Origin of the sequence: Methylosinus sp. Sm6 (genome assembly GCF_019802345.1) — a bacterium.
Classification (GTDB): Bacteria; Pseudomonadota; Alphaproteobacteria; order Rhizobiales; family Beijerinckiaceae; genus Methylosinus.
This window is the reverse complement of the sequence record NZ_JAINDZ010000033.1, coordinates 1-17,195: the sequence shown is the minus strand read 5'-3', so window position 1 is coordinate 17,195 and position 17,195 is coordinate 1. Positions and strand designations below refer to the sequence as shown.

Here is a 17,195-nt window from a genome sequence, read left to right as displayed (position 1 = left end):
GACGGCGGGCTTTGGCTGACCGTTTGCCGCTTTCAAGAACGCGGTCTCTTGCGGAAAGGCCGTTTGAAGCCGGCAATCGAGCGCTATGTCTCGCGGCCTGAGATTACGGAGTAATCTTCGGCGAGCTCCCACCGACATCGCACGATCGGGCCGCCGAATTCGAGCGAGTGCGCCAGCGCGATCTCAAAAAGAGTGCGCTGGGGCTGCGGAATGGCATAGCCATGTTCCTTGGCGATTTTCAGCCAATTCCTGTGCAATGCGTCGACGTGGCGAAAGTCGAGCGCATCTTCGACGGAAGAAACATCCGTTGCTCCGGCGATTGTCTGGAGCGCTCGTTCGAACTCGGCGCGGCTTGTCCGCCAATCGACGCCCACTTCCGGTATCCGCAAGCTCTTGCACCAAAGCTGCAATAGATTGGTCACCACGTCACCCAGCCGGCGGCGGCCGATGATGCGGTAGAATGGATACAGACGCATCAGCCGGTGGAGTTCACGCAACTCGGCGATGCGCCTATTGATGTCGAGCTGATGATCGCTGTCGTCTTGCGCTCGCCGTTCGGCGAGAACGTCGTCGGCTTCACGTGGCGATAGTATTTTGATCGCCGACCCTTCGATAAAGCTCCAACTATGTGGTCCAAGATCGTCGCTTTCCGGCCTGCTTCGATCCGTTTCCAGAAAGATGCTGACCGGCAGTGGCAGCCCATCGGCCGTCAGGTGAGTGTACAAAGCTTTATGAACCTTGATGATCAGCATCAGACCGGCGAGCAGGCGGTCGACGCGCGCCCGAAAATGATCGGGGTTGCCCGTCCGCGGCGCACGCTGAAGCGCCATCAGCGGTTCCAGCCCGATTACACAAACCGGCCGCCCGGCGCCGATGCGCGGAAAATCGCCCACTCCCCTTGCAAAGCCGTTTTCGCGCTGTTCGAAACCACCGTAAAAACTTCGATCCAGACAGAGGCCTGGAGAGGAAGTGCGGTTGTCGAGAACCAAATCCGCAAACACCGCTCCGGCGCAGGCCTCCTCCCGCAAGGCGGCGTCGGCCTTCACGAGATCGGAGCACAGGTGGCGCCATCCATCGATCCGCACGGATCCAGCCGGAATGCCGCTCGCAGCCTTCAACGAAGCGGACGCCGCCCGATCGATCGCGTCCTCGACGCGCCGTTCCGCGAGCGAGAACTCCAAGTTTCGGATTCGAGAGACGATCTCGTTTTCGAAAAGCCGCAATTCCTCGTGGTTGGATAGGGCAAGTTCCATGTTTTGATCCATCAATCCACATGCCGCTCAGCGCGAATAAAAACAACACGATGAATCTAACAATCGGTTTTCGTGGCGAGTCCGCCCTCGGCGCAGAACAGGAGTCACATGACGCCGCGGCAGTCTCGACGGCAACATCCCGAACGCAGCGCCACGCCGACGGCAGCCTTGCCGAAGGACGCAGCTTCCGCCATCTTCCACGGTGCCTCCACTCGAGATTCCCTTCCCATGCCCGTCTGGTCCCCCGAACAGGAGCGCGCCCTCTCCGCCGTCGCCGCTTGGCTCGAGGAACCGCGCGCGCAACTCTTCCGTCTCTTCGGCTACGCCGGGACCGGCAAGTCGACGCTCGCGCGCCATATCGCCGAGAGCGTCGACGGCGAGGTCGTGTTCGGCGCCTTCACCGGCAAGGCGGCGCTGGTCATGCGCTCCAAGGGCTGCAAGGATGCGCGCACCATTCACAGCCTCATCTATCGCGCGACCGAGTCGGAGACCGAGGAGCCGAGCTTCGAGCTCAACGAGGACAGCGAGGCGGCCAAGGCGACGCTGATCATCATCGACGAATGCTCCATGGTCGACGAGGAGCTGGGCCGCGATCTGCTCTCCTTCGGTAAAAAAGTGCTGGTGCTCGGCGATCCGGCGCAATTGCCGCCGGTCAAGGGCGGCGGCTTCTTCACCGAGGCCGAGCCCGATGTGATGCTGACCGAGGTGCATCGGCAGGCCGCCGATAATCCGATCGTGCGCCTGTCGATGATCATTCGCGAGGGCGGGCGGCTCGACTATGGCGTCTATGGCGAGACGCAGGTGGTGCGGCGCGACGGGCTCGATCCGGCGCTCGTCACCGGCGCCGATCAGGTGCTGGTCGGCCTCAATCGCACGCGGCGCGCCTATAACGCCCGGCTGCGGCAGCTGCGCGGCTTTTCCGGCGCGCTGCCGCAGACCGGCGAAAAGCTCGTCTGCCTGCGCAACAACCGCAAGAAGGGCCTGCTCAACGGCGCTTTGTTCGCGGTGAAGAGCGCGGGCGCGGTGCGGCGCGGCAAGGTGCGCCTGCTCGTCGAATCGGAGGAGGCGGCGGGCAAGCTGCAGCGGGTCGGCGTGCTGCCGCAATTCTTCGACGGCGGCGACGCCGAAATTCCTTACGCGCAGCGCAAGGATTCGGACGAGTTCGACTATGGCTATGCGCTGACCGTGCACAAGGCGCAGGGCTCGCAATGGGATACTGTCGCCTTGTTCGACGAATCCCACGCCTTCCGCGAGCACCGCGCCCGCTGGCTCTACACCGGCGTCACGCGAGCGGCGCAGCGGCTGACGGTCGTGATGTAGCAACGCTCCTTCTCCATGCGGGAGAAGGAGCGCCTTATCAATCGAACAGGCTCGACACGCTCTCCTCGCGCGCCGTGCGCGCGATCGCCTCGCCGATCAGCGGGCCGATCGGGATGACGCGGATGTTGTGCGCTTCCTGCACCGCAGTGGTCGGCGCGATCGTGTCGGTCAGCACCAGCTCCTTCAGCTTGGAGCCGGCGATGCGCGCGGTCGCCGAGCCCGACAGCACGCCATGGGTAATATAGGCCGAGACCGAATTCGCGCCCTTGGCCAGCAGCGCTTCGGCGGCGTTGCACAAAGTGCCGCCGGAATCGACGATGTCGTCGATCAGGATGCAATTGCGGCCGGTCACGTCGCCGATGATGTTCATGACCTCCGATTCGCCCGCGCGCTCGCGCCGCTTGTCGACGATGGCGAGCGGCGCGTCGATGCGCTTGGCGAGCGCGCGCGCGCGCACCACGCCGCCGACGTCCGGCGAGACCACCATCACGTCGCGCAAGTTCTGGCGCTGCTTGATGTCGGCGACCATCACCGGCGCGGCGAACAGATTATCGGTCGGAATGTCGAAGAAGCCCTGGATCTGCCCGGCGTGCAGATCGACGGTCAGCACACGGTCGGCGCCGGCGCGAGTGATGAGATTGGCGACGAGCTTGGCGGAGATCGGCGTGCGCGGCCCCTGCTTGCGGTCCTGCCGGGCATAGCCGAAATAGGGCAGCACCGCGGTGATGCGCCGCGCCGAGGCCCGCCTCAGCGCGTCGATCATGATGAGCAGCTCCATCAGGTGATCATTCGCCGGCGCAGACGTCGACTGCACGATGAATGTATCCTGCCCGCGCACATTCTCCTGAATTTCGACGAACACCTCCATGTCGGCGAAGCGCCGCACCTGCGCGCGGCACAGCGGAACGCCGAGATAAGCGGCGATATTTTCGGCGAGAGCGCGATTGGAGTTGCCAGCGAGAATTTTCATCGCCGCCATAGACTGGGATCCTTACTCGAAGACCAAGCCGGCCTCTTAGCAGCGATGGACGGCGCGGACAATACGGCGGTAATGTGACAGGGGGCTCCGAAGTCGGGTCGATGATTCCCGGGGGTTCCGCCGTCAGGGCCGGGCTCGTCCGCGACAAGCGCGGGCATGACGCGGCTCTCGACCGTTTGAGCGAGCCTCTAAGGCTCGCGGTCCTAGCGCTGCCCTGGATCGCGAGCCTTAGAGGCTCGCTCTCGAGCCTTCGAATTCGTCGACGCAAGCCGTTAGACTACGCCGGACGCCGGCACACGATCTTCATATATTCCTCTCCGTCGCGCGGCGCGATCGCCACGCCGGCGATCGTCGACTGGCCCATCAGCCCGCATTGCTGGATGTTCGAAACCTTCGGGCCCTGCACCACGTCGATGGCCGTTTCGGGCCGGCAGTCGCTCGGCGCCACAGAAAGGGAGCAGATCAGGATCATGATCGAATAGGGCGTCATCGACAGATCTCCTCATGAAGACTCCGCGGGTCCGCATCCTCCCGGCGCCGGCGTCGAGGCCGGTCGACAAGCTACGGCATGTTCCATGCCAAATCGATGCGTTATGACGCCTCGGAACGCTTTCGCTCGAACACTGGGACAATAATGTCACAATTAGCGCCGCCCGCTCCCCCGACACCCCCCACCGCCGGCTTCCGCTCGCCGGCCCGCGTCCGCCTCGAGGGGGCGCGCGCGACGCTCGTCCCGCTCGCCGCCGCTCACGCCGACGATCTCTATGCGGCGACGCATGGGGCCGAGCGCGAGGATTTGTGGCGCTATATGTTCAACGGGCCTTTCGCCGACGCTGCGGCCTTCCGCGCCGACGTCGAGGAGAAGGCGCGAAGCGAGGAGCCGCTGTTCTTCGCCGTGATCGACAAGCGAAACGGCCGCGCCGTCGGATTTCAGGCCTATCTCGACGTCCAGCCGGCGCATCGCGCGATCGAGGTCGGCTGGGTCGTCTATGCCCCGGCGCTCCAGCGCAGCACGGCGGCGACGGAGGCGCAATATCTCTTCGCCGCTCATGCCTTCGAGACGCTCGGCTGCCGCCGCTATGTCTGGAAATGCGACGACGCCAATCAAAAATCCAAAGCCGCCGCGCTCCGCCTCGGCTTCGTTCCGGAGGGACTGTTCCGGCAGCACATGATCGTCAAGGGACGCAGCCGCGACACGGCCTGGTTCTCCATGCTCGACCGCGAGTGGCCGGCGCGCAAAGCCGCCTTCGAGGCCTTTCTCGCGCCGTCGAACTTCGACGCCGAAGGACGCCAGAAAACATCGCTTTCGGCCTTGAACGACCGTCCGGGAACGGCAGATAGGGATTGAGGCGTCGGCGGCCGCGGGCCGGGCGATTGCCACTCGACCGGGATGATGCTTTCTTGATTTGGAGCGAACTCTGATCGATCGAACAAAAATTCCGTTCGATCGGAAAGCGCTCTGAGAAAACCGAGCGGCAGCCGTCCGGGCGGAATTTTCCTGCCGCGGGCGGTCGTCGCTGAAACGCGCTTTGGACGGTTCTTCGACATGACGACGGAAGGCGCACCCATCCCCGACAGCCGGGCTTCGGCCTCGAACAGGGCCTCCAACAGCTTGGGCCTGCCCAAGCCCGCGCATGACACCCGCGTCGTCGTGGCCATGTCCGGCGGGGTCGACTCGAGCGTCGTCGCCGCTCTGCTCGCCGAGGAGGGCTATGACGTCGTCGGCGTCACGCTGCAGCTCTACGATCACGGCGCCGCCGCGCATCGCAAGGGCTCCTGCTGCGCCGGGCAGGACATTCACGACGCCCGCCGCGTCGCGGCCCGGCTCGGCATCCCGCATTACGTGCTCGATTTCGAGACCCGCTTCCGCGAGACCGTGATCGATACCTTCGCCCAGAGCTACGCCAGCGGCGAGACGCCCGTGCCCTGCGTCGCCTGCAATCAGTTCGTGAAATTCGTCGATCTGTTCGAGACGGCGAAGGACCTCGGCGCCGACGCCCTGGCGACGGGCCATTACATCTCCTCGCGGGCGACGCGCGGCGGCCGCGGCCTCTTCCGCGCGATGGACGCCGCTCGCGACCAGAGCTATTTCCTGTTCGCCACGACCCGCGCGCAACTCGACATGCTGCGCTTTCCGCTCGGCGAATACGCCAAGCCGCAGGTGCGCGAGCTCGCGCGCCGCTTCGACCTCGACGTCGCCGAGAAGCCGGACAGCCAGGACATCTGCTTCGTCCCGAGCGGCCATTACACCGATATCGTCGAGCGCCTGTCGCCGGGCGCCGCGGCCCCGGGCGAGATCGTCCATATCGACGGCCGCGTGCTCGGCCGTCACGCCGGCGTCATCCATTACACGATCGGCCAGCGGCGCGGCCTCGGCCTCGGGGCCGCGGTCGCCGGCCGCGCGAGCGAGCCGCTGTATGTGGTGAGGCTCGACGCCGCCCGGGCGCGCGTCATCGTCGGCCCGCGCGAGGCGCTGGAGACGCGCAGCGTCAGATTGCGCGACGTCAATTGGATCGGCGAGGGCGAGTTGTCCGATCTGCCCGCGGGTGGTCTCCCGATCGAGGCGCGCGTGCGCTCGACGCGCCCGCCGGTTCCGGCGCGGCTGCTGCCGCTCGCCGGCGGCGGCGCGCAGGTGCTGTTCGAGACGGGCGAGTTCGGCGTCTCGCCGGGCCAGGCCTGCGTGTTCTACGACCGCGACGGCGCCCGCGCGCGGGTGCTCGGCGGCGGGTTCATCGCCGCGGCGGAGGCCGCGGATCGGCCGGAGCCGATTCTCGCGGCGGGAGGGGAGGCGACATGACCGACGCGCGCCCGGGCTTTCGCATCTTCGCTCACGCGCTCGACCGCACGGCGATAGAAGCGGCCTATGCGCGCTGGGCGCCGGTCTATGATCTGATCTTCTCCAATCTTCTCGGACCGGGGCGCATCGCGGTGGCGGCGATCGCCTCGCGCGCCGACGGGCGCATCCTCGACGTCGGGGTCGGCACCGGGCTGGAGCTGCCGATGTTCCGGCCCGGGGCGCGGGTCGTCGCCGTCGACCTCTCCGAGCCGATGCTGAAGCGCGCCGCCGTCCGCATCGGCCGGCAGCGCCTCGCGCAGGTCCTCGGCCTCGCCCGGATGGACGCGAGCCGCCTCGCTTTTCCCGACGCCAGCTTCGCTTGTGTCGTCGCGCCCTATCTGCTCACCGTCGCGCCGAGTCCCGAGGACACGCTCGACGAATTCGCCCGCGTCGTCCGCCCGGGCGGAGAGATCGTGCTCGTCAACCATGTGAGCTCGCCGGACTGGCCCTTGTCGACGCTCGAATCCTTCATCGGCGAGCGCGTCGCCTCGCTGCTCGGCTGGCGCGTGCATTTTCCCTGGTCGATTATCGGCGATTGGATCGACGCGCGGCCGGACATGCGGCTCATCGATCGGCGCGTGCTGCCGCCGATGGGTCTGTTCACCCTGACGCGAGTCGAGCGCCTGGCGAGTTCCGGCGACGGCGCCCGCCGTCCCGTCGACGGCGATGTTCGGCCGATCGCACACGCTTGAGGGCCGAGCGCGGCAGCTGGCCGCGTCTTCGGGGCGGTCGCGACCTTCCCCGGACAGGGGCCGTCTTTATGCGACTGAATGCCACAGGTTTGGTCGTTTCTCCTGTTGCTGAAGCGCGAGCGAGTTACGACCATCGTCCGGCGACTCGATGAATTTCCACAAGACCAAAAATGGGATAGTTACGTAAGCAAATGCGAGGCCAGCCGATCGCAGCCAATAGTTGTGTATTACTTTTTTACAGCTCGTAGATGTTGCCGTATTTTATACCTAGTGCTATTAGTTTTACGTCGATGGACGGCTTCGGAACCTACGGCGACAGAAGTATTTTCTGGCATAACAGCTGTTGCGTGGAATATTTCTGGATTCGTTTTCTGGCTATCCGAAACCACTTTGCCTGACCTGGCCGAAACGTTGGAAGGCAGGATGCATATTTATTTTTTGGAGAAATGAGATGAGCGACGATAGTGACAATGCTAAGAGCAGCGTTGGTCCTAATAATGACGGATTGAGCTTCGGCGAGACTAGTCCACGCACAGAGAAACCAACACGCAGAGCTATTCTTACATCTTCTGTCGCGGCAATGGCGGCGTTTCCGCTGGTGACGAATTCCGAGAAAGCGCTGGCGGGCGGGTCGGCGCCGTCCCCGGATCAGAGTCATCCGATGATCGTCTCTATTTCTTCGAAGCAACATGAAGAACTCTTGCTGCATTTTCGTGACCTCGGCAGGCGAATGAGCACGAACGACTCCTTACGGATCGCGTTCCTCTCGAATCCCGTCGGGGTTCTGATGACGGCGGTCGCGCCGGGGGCGACGACGCCGTTTCGATCGCTGGCCATCTCGGAATCGAATCGTCTCACCTTCACACTGCTGAGCAATCCGAAGTTCGTGAACTGGATCAGAGCATATTCGAAAAAAATCGATGAGCAGATCAAGTCTGGAGCGCTATCTTTAAACCGCATCGATCGCGCGGCGATCACCAGTGATCTCGCGCGCGGCATGATGTCAAACCTTACTAAAGAAGAAGCCGCCGCACTCTTCTATGCCGAAAACGTCCGAGGTGCGCTTCCTGATGGGGCGGCGAGGGTCCAGCCTGCCGGCATAGTTCTTCCTGTCTTCGCGATCGCAGCTGTGTTGGCTTACTCCATCATCGCTATATTTTCGATATCCTGGCTCTACGCTCACTCTTACATCGGCGGCTACAGCGCTGGCGCGCCCGGCGTCAGCGGGGCGAATTTCCGGGGCATCGCCGACCAGATCATTCATCACGCGCGCGAATACGCGGCGTCGGGTAAACTGTTTGATCCCCACGCCACTTTTTCCGATCAGTAAGCCATCGCTCGACATCGAGGCAGTCGCGCGCCGGCTCCCGCGATGCTGCGAAAAGTGCCGGCGCGGAGCGCCGTGATCGAGGTCGAGACTCGATCCGCGCTCCGTACCGTCGAGTAGATGCCGCGCGATCAGACGTTCATATCCGAAATTCGAATTGAAAGAAGACCACCATGTGCTCAGATAACTTTGTCGAAGACCTGGATAACTTTGTCGAAGACCTGCCTCCTGCGGCCGAGGGTGCGGGTCAGTCGCGCGGTTCCGTCCAGCACGCGCATCCCCGCTCTCTCACCATCATGCCGACAAGCGCCTGCACGGCCCGCTGCAATGACTGCGGAACATTCGTCGGCCGATGCAAGATTTCCAATCTTCCGCTTTCCGTCATGCTGAACGCGATCGACCAAGCGAAGGTGCTGAATTTCCAGATCGTCGTATTCACGGGTGGCGAGGCCACCCTGCTCTGGGACAATCTTTTGCGCGCCATTTCCCATGCGGCGTCGCTAGGCATGCCAACGCGCCTTGTCACCAATGGGCATTGGGCAGTGGAAGCAACGACGGGCCGAATGCTCGACCAGCTTGTCGGGGCGGGATTGACGGAAATCAATTTTAGCACTGGCGACGAACACGCCAAATATGTTCCAATCGAGCGAGTCGTCGCGGGTATTATTGCTTCGAGGGCTCGGAATCTGACGGTCCACATCATGGTCGAGACCCGAGCCGAGAAGCTCATCAGCAAAGAGACACTGCTTCAGCACCCTGAAATTATACGCGCCGATTGCATTCGTGCCGACAATATCACAGAAAATCCCTGGATGTCTCTCGACCCCTACGAATCCGAAGGGATGGACCCCGCTCGCGCGCTGAATGCGAGCAACGTTGGAGCCTCGATGGGTTGCGAGAGCGTCCTCAGTCATTACACATTATATCCCGATGGAATTATCGCTGGATGCTGCGGCCTTGGTCAACGGGCGATTGCAGAACTCAACGTCGGCATGGCTCGAGGAGACGACTTCCTGCGGGAGGCGACCGCCGTCGCCGAAGACGACTATGTCAAGATCTGGATGAAATTTATGGGGCCTGTGAAGCTACTGCAATGGGCGGCTACGAAGGACGAGACCATCGCGTGGGAAAACGCGTATGCACATAAGTGTCAAGCTTGTCTGCGCGCCTATCTCGATCCAAAGGTTCGCAAGGTCGTAGCGGAGCATTTTCAAGAGCTGGTGCCGGACCTTTTGCTTGCGCGATTCCTTGACGACGAGCTGCTGCCCAGCATATCCTCGCCGCTGCTCGAGAGCTTAGAGCCTATCGAGAACGATGATATGATCGACGCCGCACCGGCGCTGGTCGGCGATAATTCAATGGAAAACTTTAGTCGCCGGCGGCGCGAAAATCGATCGTAATGAAAGCATGTGGCGGCCGGAGCGTCGCGGCGTCTATAGAGAGGAAAGATGGGAGATATCCTGCGTTTCCCGGCGTCTCTGGACAATCTCGCGCGAATCATCAGCACCGTTACGGCGCTCGGCATCCTTTTCGCGCTGAATACCTTGTATGCCAACAGAGACCGCCTCGGCGTATGGTCATGGACCGTGGCCTGCCTCGTCTTCGGATTGTTCGTGGTCGGCTGGCTGTTCAGGACGACCGGCTACGCCATCACCGAGGACGAGCTCGTTATCGATCGAGCCATCGGCCCGCGGCGCCTCGCGCTGCACGACATCGAATTTGCGAAACGCGTGTCCTCGAGCGACATGGGCTCGCAGATGCGGGTGTTCGGCTCGGGCGGGTTCGGCGGCTATTACGGCGTCTACAGCTCCTCGGCCTTCAAGAATTCTATAGACTATTACGCCACGAATCTGTCGAACCTCGTCTTGATCAAGCCGCGGACCAGCCGGGAGCTGCTCATTAGCCCCGACGATCCGGCGAGCTTCGAGACGGCGCTTCGCGCACGGCTTTCCGCCGCCTCCGAAGAGTGAATGAACAACTTCGAAAGCGCCTCGGCCGCCGTGGCCGTTCGAGCGATCGTGGCGCGTTCAGCTCGCGCGAAACCGTCAGAAAGCTGCGATGATGCTTTTTTCTCTTCTTCTCTCGATTCTCGGACTTCTCGGCGTCCTATCCTTGATGCTGACGCCTGTGGAGACATTGGCTCCCACCGATGTGAACCTGCCGCCCATGGCGATCCGCGGATTGTCTTTGATCCAGCCGGGCGTTCTCGTCATCGTGGCGGTGTTCATCGGCTCCGCGCTCGCGCAGCGCGTCTCGCTCGACGCGCCGGCGCTCCGCGCGGCGGCCCAAGGCGACGCCTCGGCGGCGCTGGGGATTCTGCAGCGGCAATCGGGGCCGGCGATCGTCGTGGCGGCGATCGTCGGATTGCTGCTCGCCGGGTATGCAGCGGTCACCGAGCCCTATTTCCTCTCATTGGACGGCCCGGAGGTGGAGCGCATGCTCGCCGTGACGCCCCCGATGATCACGAAAATTCTCTACGGCGGGCTGAGCGAGGAGATCATCTGCCGATGGGGCCTGATGACATTCGTCGCCTGGCTGCTCTGGCGGCTGAGCGGCGCGCCCGCCGCGCCGGCCCCGTGGGTCCTCTGGTCCGCGATCGTCGTCGCGGCAATTCTCTTCGGCTTAGGGCATTTGCCAGTCCTCTACGGCGTGGTGGGCCAGCCCCCCGCATGGCTGGTCGGCGCGGTCGTGATCGCCAATTTGGCGCCGGGCCTCGCATTCGGTTGGCTCTACTGGCGCTTCGGCTTGGAATCGGCCGTCCTCGCGCATGGCTCCGCGCATCTCGTCGGCGGCCTCGCGTCGATGGTCGTGTCGAATTCTTCGTAGCCGCCGAGGGGGCGGCCCATGTCCGCGATCGAATGCCTCCGCGATCGAATGCCTCTGGCGCTCGCTTCCTCGTCGGACTACATTGTATTAGCGGCGCTGCGGGGTGCGTGTCGGACTTTAATTCCCCGGGGCCTTATCGATCTCCAAGGGAGCTGTCCCTGGCCTTGCCCGTGGGCTCGGTCACTACGGCGCCCACCTACGTTGTAGGTTCCCGGGATCGATGTCCCACGGCTCACGCGGCCCGCGCTTCTCTCGACGAATGGGTTTCATGTCCGCCGACGTCAAGACCGACCTGCGCCGGCGCTCGCTCGCTCGCCGCGATCTCGTTTCCCAGCACGAAGCTCATGAGGCGTCTCTGCGCGTCGCCGAGCGCGCGCTGGCGTTGACGCGCGAGCTGGCCCTGCGCGCCGAGGATGTCGTCTCCGTCTATTGGCCGATTCGCAGCGAGCTCAATACGCGCCCCTTCATCGAGGCGCTCGCCGCGGCCGGGATCGCGACGGTTCTGCCGGTGATGACGTCGGTGCGCCGTCCGCTGATTTTCCGCGCCTTCACGCCGGGCGACGAACTGGTCAAAGGTCCTTTTGGCCTTTCCGAGCCATCGGAGGACAAGCCGGCGCTCGAGCCCGACATCCTGTTCGCGCCGCTTTCCGCCTTCGACCGCAAGGGGAGTCGTCTCGGCTATGGCGGCGGCATTTATGATGCGACCCTGACCGAGCTGCGCGCGAAGAAGCGTGTCATCGCAATCGGCGTCGCCTACGCCTGTCAGGAGGCGGACGCCGTGCCGACGGAGCCGCACGACCAACGGCTCGATTTCCTGCTGACCGAGCGGGAGCTGATCGCCGTGTGAGCCGCCACGTCCTCGCGAGCGAACAGCCCTGGCGCTCGCGGCGGCTCGGTCTCAGCCCCGGCGGAAGTAGCGGCGCCGAATGAAGGCCGTCAGGCTCTCTCCATCGAGCAATTGCAGCCGCTCGTGCAGACGATTGGCATGGGCCAGCACATTCTCGGCCCAGGCCCGGATCTCGGCGGATTCGGCGCCGGCGCGATCCCGAAGTTCGCTCAGTCCGGCGATGTGCTCGCGAGCGGCGGCGAGCTCGAGGGCGACGGCTTCGGCCGCGGCCGACACGCGCGCGAAATCGGCCGAGAGCCGGTTCCGCTCCTCGGTGAGCAGCCGAATCTGCTCTTGCGCCCGAGCCGCGTCGCCGGTTGCCGCGGGGTCCGTCAGCTTGCGCAGGTCGTCGCGCGCCGATTCGAGCTGAGTCTGCGCTTGCGCCTTCTCTGCGGTGAGCGAGGCGATCTGCGCGCGCGCGGCGTTCAGTTCCTTCTTCGCCGCTTCGGCGGCGGCTCGCGCATCCGCGGCGATCTTGTCCTTTTCTGCCGTGAGCGCCGCGATCCGAGCCGCGAGGTCGGTCTCGGCGGCAGGCTTGGCCGAAGCAGGGGCGGCAGCAGCAGAGGCCGCCGCCGGGGCAGGGGCAGGGGCAGGGGCAGGCCTAGGGGCCGCCGCGGGCTTGGGAGCGGCAGCGGCAGGCGCCGGCGCGGCGGCGTTCTGAGCTTCGGCGGCAGGGTTCGGCTTCGCCGCTGGCGGCGCAGCCGGCTTCGGCGCGCCTGCGCCCGGTGGACGGGCCGGCCTCTCGCCGGGCTTCGGCGCGGGTTTTGCGGCGGGTCTGGGAGCGGCTGCGGCGGCGGGCGCGGCGGGCGGCTTTGCCGACGGCGGCTCCGCGGGCTTTGCAGCGGGCGTCGGCCTGGCGGCGGCGGGCGCCGCGGGCTTCGGCGTGGCCGCAGCGGCGGGAGCGCTCGCGCCGACAGGCGTCGACGCCGCAGCAGGCGTGTCGAGAGAGTCCGCGGCGGCGGGCGTCGAAAGAGACGGGCTCGAGCTTTGGTTTTCGGCGTGCGGCATGGAGGCGAACTTAGCCTCGGCGAGAACGGCCGTCAACGCAAGGGCGCCGCCGCAGGGGCGACGCCGCTCGTTCTGCACCTTGTCGTTGCGCCGCCGGATGCTGCGGCCCGCGCCTGCGCGGGCCACACCACGAAGCTGCCGCAACTGCGTGTAGACTGGCTGGCTGAACCGAGGCCGGGACGGGTTGTGGCGCCTCGGGCCGCGGGCTGATAAAATGTGAACATTGGGTTACGTCGCCCGAGGGAGGACCGATCTTGCCGCTCACGCGCTCGCATGCCATTCGAACCGCGCTCGGCTTCGCGCTTCTCGCCGGGGCTAGCGCCGGCCACGCGGGTGATTCGCCGATGGCCGCGGTTCCGGGCGGCTGGATCGTGACCTTGCGCGGCATCGGCGCGCTGGCGCCGAGCTTCCCGGGCTCGGCGAGGCTGCGGCCCTATCCTTTCCCCGCCATCGACATTCGCCGCATCGGCGAGCCGGAGCTGTTCTCGACGCCGGACGACGGCTTCGGCTTCGCGCTCGTCGACACGCATGGATTGCGCTTCGGGCCGGTCGCCAATTTCGTGTTCAAGCGCGGCCAGCGCGACGGCTTGACCGGCGTGCACTCCGTCTCGCTCACCCATGAGATCGGCGGCTTCATCGAATATCGCGCCGGCGACCATTTTCGCACCCGCGCCGAGCTGAGGCAGGGAATCGACGGCCATGAGGGGTTTGTCGCCGCTCTCGGCGCCGATATTTTCGGCGGAGACGGCCGCGCCACCGTGTCGATCGGGCCGCGCATCAGCCTCGGCGACAATCGCTATGCGAACGCCTATTTTTCGGTGACACCCGCCGAGTCGGCTCTCAACGGCCGGCTCGCGCCCTATGAGGCGACCGGCGGCTTCACCTCGGCGGGCGGGCTCGCCACCTTCCGCTACGATTTCACCAAGGACCTGAACGCGACCATTTATGGCGGCCTGCAGCGGCTGACCGGCAGCGTCGGCGCGAGCCCGATCCCCTCCGATCTCGGCTCGCGCAATCAGTTCACCGCCGGCCTCTCGATCGCGAAGTCCTTCGAGATCCGCGGCTTCGCCTGGTGAGCCTTGCGGCCGCGCACTATTGCGCGGCCGGCGTCGCCAGCTTTCCCGCGAGCGCCTCGGCGATGAGACCGCGCGTCTCCTCGATACCGAAGAGGGCGACGAAGGAGCCAAATCGCGGGCCGCGGCTCTCGCCGAGCAGAACCTCATAGAGCATGTTGAAGAAATCATTCGACACGCCCGGCCGCTCCACCGTCGCGCCCTTGGCCTTGAAGTCCTGATAGCGCGGGACGGCGCGCGCCACATCATAGAGCGCCGTCTGAATCTCTTCGGCGCTCGCGTCCCTCGGCAGAGCCGCGAGCGTCTCGGACAGAGCCGTCAGCACGCCGCGCTCGACCTCGTCGGCGGCGCGATAGCGCTTGGCCGGCCGGACGAAGTCGCGGAAATAAGCCACCGCATAGCCGACGAGCTTGTCGAGCCGCGGATGATCTTGCGGCGACGCCTGCGGCGCATAGCGGCGCAGGAAGCCCCAGAGAACCGAAGGGTCCTCGGCATTGGCGACGGTCGCGAGGTTGAGCAGCATGGAGAAGGAGATCGTCGTCCCCTTGGCCTCGCCGGCATGGGCGAGCGTCTCCGGCTCCGGCGGCGCGCCGAAATGCACGTGCCACACGGGGTTGCCGAGCCGCTCCTTCCACGCCTGCCGCTGATAGGCCTCGAGGAAGGAGAGATAGTCGTCGACATTGCGCGGGATCACGTCGAAGTAGAGCTTCTTGGCCGCGGTCGGCTTCTGATACATGAATTGGGCGAGGCTCTCGGGGCTGGCGTAGGTCAGCCAGTCCTCGATCGTCAGCCCATTGCCCTTGGATTTTGAAATCTTCTGGCCCTTCTCGTCGAGGAAGAGCTCGTAATTGAAGCCTTCGGGCGGGCGTCCGCCGAGCGCGCGCACGATGGCCGAGGACAGCTTCACCGAATCGATGAGGTCCTTGCCCGCCATTTCGTAGTCGACCGAGAGCGCATACCAGCGCATGGCCCAGTCGGGCTTCCATTGCAGCTTGCACTTGCCACCGGTGACCGGGGTGACGAAGGCGTCGCCCGTCTGCGGATCGCGCCAGGAGATCGTCCCGGCGGCGGCGTCGATCGCGTCGAGCGGAACCTGCATCACGATCCCGGTCTCAGGATGGATCGGCAGAAACGGCGAATAGGTCGCCGCGCGCTCCTGGCGGAAGGTCGGCAGCATGATCTTCATCACTTCGTCGTAGCGCGCCAGCATGTGCAGCAGCGCGACGTCGAAGCGGCCGGAGGCGTAATATTCCGTCGAGGAGGCGAATTCGTAGGTGAAGCCGAAGGCGTCGAGAAAGGCGCGCAGCCGCGCATTATTATGCGCGCCGAAGCTGGCGTGCGTGCCGAACGGGTCCGGCACCTTCGTGAGCGGCTTGCCGAGATGGGCGGCGACCAGCTGCTTGTTGGGAATATTGTCCGGAACCTTGCGCAGCCCGTCCATATCGTCGGAGAAGGCGAGGAGGCGCGTCGCGATCTCGCCCTCGGTCAGAATCTCGAAAGCGTGGCGCACCATGCTGGTGCGCGCCACCTCGCCGAACGTGCCGATATGCGGCAGGCCCGAGGGGCCGTAGCCGGTTTCGAACAGCACGCTGGTCTGCCCGGTCTCCTGCACGCGTTTGACGAGCTTGCGCGCCTCTTCGAACGGCCAGGCCGGCGAGACGCGGGCGGCTTCGAGAAGATCGGCGGGCAGAGAGTCGGGCGTGGGCATGGCGTCGCTTTGCTGCGGTTGCGAAGAAGGCGCGCACACTATGGGTGCGCGCCACGCGCGTCAACGCGGCGCGGCGAAGCGAAAAAAATCGGCGTACTGGCGTCATCCTCGGGAACGGCGCGTCGTCTTCCGAGGAGGGCGGCGCGACTTTGGGCGCGCCGAGCCGCCCGGTTTGGAGGATGCGAAAGGTGACCAGCTCGAACGGCTATGCGGTCGAGGAGCGCGACGAGCTCTCGCCGGAGGAGTTCATGCGCAGCCATGTGGCGCGGCGACGCCCGGTCGTCCTGCGCCGCGCCTTGTCTCGATGCGATGCGCTCGCGCATTGGACTCTCTCCGGCCTGCGCGAAAAAGCCGGCGGCAGGCCGGTCGTTCTGAAAGAGTGGAGCGCGACGGGCATTCGGGTGACGCGATCGCGGCTCGACGCCTATATCGATGGCCTCGAAGCTCATGAGCGTCTCGTCGCCGCGGGCGGCGAGGCCGCGACGCCCGCCTATCTTCACGATATTCCCCTGACCAGCATGCTGCCGGGCGCCGCGCTCGATCTCGCCCCTTTTCCGAGCGCCTTCTTCCCGCGCTGGTACGGCGCGCATTGGACCAGCTTCGCCCAGATGTTTCTCGGCCCGACCGCCAGCCTCACGCCTCTGCACTTCGACTGCCTGCTCACGCACAATCTGTTCTTCCAGGTGTGGGGCCGCAAGCGCTTCATTCTGGTTCCGCACGAGGATCTGGCCAAATGCTATCCGCGCGACTGGCGCTGGTGCGGCGTCGATGCGGAACGCCCGGACTTCGATCGCTTCCCGCTCTTCCGCGACGCGCGGCGCGCCGAGGTCGTCGTCGAGGCGGGCGACCTTCTCTATATGCCGCCGGGCGTGCTGCACCATGTGAGAAGCCTCGACTGCTCGCTCTCCTTCAATGTCGACTGGCACACGCGGAGCAGCGTCGCCAGGGGCGTCGCCGCCGTCCTGCGCGGCATGCCAGCCAAGAATGTCTATTATAATCTGCTCATTGCGCTCGGGCTGTGGGGGGGCGCGCCGATGCGGCATGTGCTGCCCTATTACAAGCCCTATCTCAGCTATATTTCCTGATCCGAGGCGAGGCCGGCGCCCTGGAAGGGGGCTCCCCGAGTCTTTGCCGTGAAACCCCACCCCGAATCGCTGCGCGGTTCGACCCTCCCCCCTCTAGGGCTAAGGGAGTCACACATTTCCAGGAGGCCGTCATGGCCGGGCTTGTCCCACGGCTGTCCGGCACAAAAATTGGTTGTACAAGCGCATGACATTGATTCTAATC

General features: G+C 65.0%; 16 protein-coding genes. 11 read left to right on the top strand and 5 right to left on the bottom strand.

The genetic code is table 11. The annotated features are described in order from the left end of the window. Positions 1–83 precede the first annotated feature (83 nt). Positions 84–1,253, bottom strand: coding sequence for a hypothetical protein (locus tag K3F48_RS18555; protein ID WP_222576919.1), 1,170 nt, complete (start codon positions 1,251–1,253; stop codon positions 84–86). Between the two features lie 228 nt (positions 1,254–1,481). On the opposite strand from K3F48_RS18555, the gene K3F48_RS18550 reads away from it, so the two are divergent. After that, complete coding sequence (locus K3F48_RS18550) at positions 1,482–2,573, top strand: ATP-dependent RecD-like DNA helicase (protein ID WP_222576918.1); 1,092 nt, start codon at positions 1,482–1,484, stop codon at positions 2,571–2,573. Between the two features lie 37 nt (positions 2,574–2,610). Here K3F48_RS18550 and K3F48_RS18545 read toward each other — a convergent pair whose 3' ends face one another. Together K3F48_RS18545 and K3F48_RS18540 are read right to left on the bottom strand one after the other, a co-directional pair. Continuing rightward, positions 2,611–3,543 carry a ribose-phosphate pyrophosphokinase gene (locus K3F48_RS18545; RefSeq protein WP_222576945.1) on the bottom strand — a complete coding sequence of 311 codons (933 nt, stop codon included), beginning with the start codon at positions 3,541–3,543 and terminating at the stop codon, positions 2,611–2,613. Between the two features lie 286 nt (positions 3,544–3,829). After that, a complete protein-coding gene (locus K3F48_RS18540) occupies positions 3,830–4,042 on the bottom strand; it encodes a hypothetical protein (protein ID WP_222576917.1) in 213 nt (70 codons plus the stop codon). Between the two features lie 144 nt (positions 4,043–4,186). Here K3F48_RS18540 and K3F48_RS18535 point away from each other — a divergent pair, with 144 nt between their 5' ends. The 8 genes from K3F48_RS18535 (at position 4,187) to K3F48_RS18500 (ending at position 12,080) form a co-directional block, all read left to right on the top strand. After that, entirely contained in the window at positions 4,187–4,900 is a 714-nt protein-coding gene (locus K3F48_RS18535) for a GNAT family N-acetyltransferase (protein WP_222576916.1), read from the top strand. Between the two features lie 198 nt (positions 4,901–5,098). Further along, positions 5,099–6,349 (top strand): tRNA 2-thiouridine(34) synthase MnmA, encoded by a 1,251-nt coding sequence (mnmA, locus tag K3F48_RS18530; RefSeq protein ID WP_255609368.1) that lies wholly within the window; start codon positions 5,099–5,101, stop codon positions 6,347–6,349. Then, the gene (locus K3F48_RS18525; protein WP_222576915.1) at positions 6,346–7,080 is read left to right on the top strand and encodes a class I SAM-dependent methyltransferase; all 735 of its coding nucleotides are present in this window, start codon (positions 6,346–6,348) and stop codon (positions 7,078–7,080) included. The genes mnmA and K3F48_RS18525 overlap by 4 nt, the downstream gene beginning before the upstream one ends. Positions 7,081–7,531: 451 nt before the next feature. Beyond that, complete coding sequence (locus K3F48_RS18520; protein ID WP_222576914.1) at positions 7,532–8,410, top strand: hypothetical protein; 879 nt, start codon at positions 7,532–7,534, stop codon at positions 8,408–8,410. Between the two features lie 170 nt (positions 8,411–8,580). Continuing rightward, positions 8,581–9,807, top strand: a complete 1,227-nt coding sequence (locus K3F48_RS18515) for a radical SAM protein (protein WP_222576913.1) — start codon at positions 8,581–8,583, stop codon at positions 9,805–9,807. A 48-nt stretch (positions 9,808–9,855) separates the two neighbouring features. After that, a complete protein-coding gene (locus K3F48_RS18510) occupies positions 9,856–10,377 on the top strand; it encodes a PH domain-containing protein (RefSeq protein ID WP_222576912.1) in 522 nt (173 codons plus the stop codon). A gap of 88 nt (positions 10,378–10,465) precedes the next feature. After that, positions 10,466–11,233 carry a CPBP family intramembrane glutamic endopeptidase gene (locus K3F48_RS18505; RefSeq protein WP_222576911.1) on the top strand — a complete coding sequence of 256 codons (768 nt, stop codon included), beginning with the start codon at positions 10,466–10,468 and terminating at the stop codon, positions 11,231–11,233. A gap of 268 nt (positions 11,234–11,501) precedes the next feature. Beyond that, entirely contained in the window at positions 11,502–12,080 is a 579-nt protein-coding gene (locus K3F48_RS18500) for a 5-formyltetrahydrofolate cyclo-ligase (RefSeq protein WP_222576910.1), read from the top strand. 51 nt (positions 12,081–12,131) lie between these two features. Here the strand turns inward: K3F48_RS18500 and K3F48_RS18495 are convergent, their stop codons facing one another. Continuing rightward, entirely contained in the window at positions 12,132–13,127 is a 996-nt protein-coding gene (locus tag K3F48_RS18495; protein WP_222576909.1) for a hypothetical protein, read from the bottom strand. Between the two features lie 254 nt (positions 13,128–13,381). On the opposite strand from K3F48_RS18495, the gene K3F48_RS18490 reads away from it, so the two are divergent. After that, positions 13,382–14,203 (top strand): MipA/OmpV family protein, encoded by an 822-nt coding sequence (locus K3F48_RS18490; RefSeq protein ID WP_222576908.1) that lies wholly within the window; start codon positions 13,382–13,384, stop codon positions 14,201–14,203. Positions 14,204–14,219: 16 nt separating this feature from the next. Here the strand turns inward: K3F48_RS18490 and K3F48_RS18485 are convergent, their stop codons facing one another. Continuing rightward, positions 14,220–15,908 (bottom strand): lysine--tRNA ligase, encoded by a 1,689-nt coding sequence (locus K3F48_RS18485; protein ID WP_222576907.1) that lies wholly within the window; start codon positions 15,906–15,908, stop codon positions 14,220–14,222. Between the two features lie 188 nt (positions 15,909–16,096). Here K3F48_RS18485 and K3F48_RS18480 point away from each other — a divergent pair, with 188 nt between their 5' ends. Then, complete coding sequence (locus K3F48_RS18480) at positions 16,097–16,993, top strand: cupin-like domain-containing protein (RefSeq protein ID WP_370631452.1); 897 nt, start codon at positions 16,097–16,099, stop codon at positions 16,991–16,993. Positions 16,994–17,195 lie beyond the last annotated feature (202 nt).

Excerpts from the sequence above, each read along its gene's own strand:
- K3F48_RS18555 (WP_222576919.1), bottom strand. The coding sequence starts at position 1,253 with ATGGAACTTGCCCTATCCAACCACGAGGAATTGCGGCTTTTCGAAAAC.
- K3F48_RS18550 (WP_222576918.1), top strand. The coding sequence starts at position 1,482 with ATGCCCGTCTGGTCCCCCGAACAGGAGCGCGCCCTCTCCGCCGTCGCC.
- K3F48_RS18545 (WP_222576945.1), bottom strand. The coding sequence starts at position 3,543 with ATGAAAATTCTCGCTGGCAACTCCAATCGCGCTCTCGCCGAAAATATC.
- K3F48_RS18540 (WP_222576917.1), bottom strand. The coding sequence starts at position 4,042 with ATGACGCCCTATTCGATCATGATCCTGATCTGCTCCCTTTCTGTGGCG.
- K3F48_RS18535 (WP_222576916.1), top strand. The coding sequence starts at position 4,187 with ATGTCACAATTAGCGCCGCCCGCTCCCCCGACACCCCCCACCGCCGGC.
- mnmA (WP_255609368.1), top strand. The coding sequence starts at position 5,099 with ATGACGACGGAAGGCGCACCCATCCCCGACAGCCGGGCTTCGGCCTCG.
- K3F48_RS18525 (WP_222576915.1), top strand. The coding sequence starts at position 6,346 with ATGACCGACGCGCGCCCGGGCTTTCGCATCTTCGCTCACGCGCTCGAC.
- K3F48_RS18520 (WP_222576914.1), top strand. The coding sequence starts at position 7,532 with ATGAGCGACGATAGTGACAATGCTAAGAGCAGCGTTGGTCCTAATAAT.
- K3F48_RS18515 (WP_222576913.1), top strand. The coding sequence starts at position 8,581 with ATGTGCTCAGATAACTTTGTCGAAGACCTGGATAACTTTGTCGAAGAC.
- K3F48_RS18510 (WP_222576912.1), top strand. The coding sequence starts at position 9,856 with ATGGGAGATATCCTGCGTTTCCCGGCGTCTCTGGACAATCTCGCGCGA.
- K3F48_RS18505 (WP_222576911.1), top strand. The coding sequence starts at position 10,466 with ATGATGCTTTTTTCTCTTCTTCTCTCGATTCTCGGACTTCTCGGCGTC.
- K3F48_RS18500 (WP_222576910.1), top strand. The coding sequence starts at position 11,502 with ATGTCCGCCGACGTCAAGACCGACCTGCGCCGGCGCTCGCTCGCTCGC.
- K3F48_RS18495 (WP_222576909.1), bottom strand. The coding sequence starts at position 13,127 with ATGCCGCACGCCGAAAACCAAAGCTCGAGCCCGTCTCTTTCGACGCCC.
- K3F48_RS18485 (WP_222576907.1), bottom strand. The coding sequence starts at position 15,908 with ATGCCCACGCCCGACTCTCTGCCCGCCGATCTTCTCGAAGCCGCCCGC.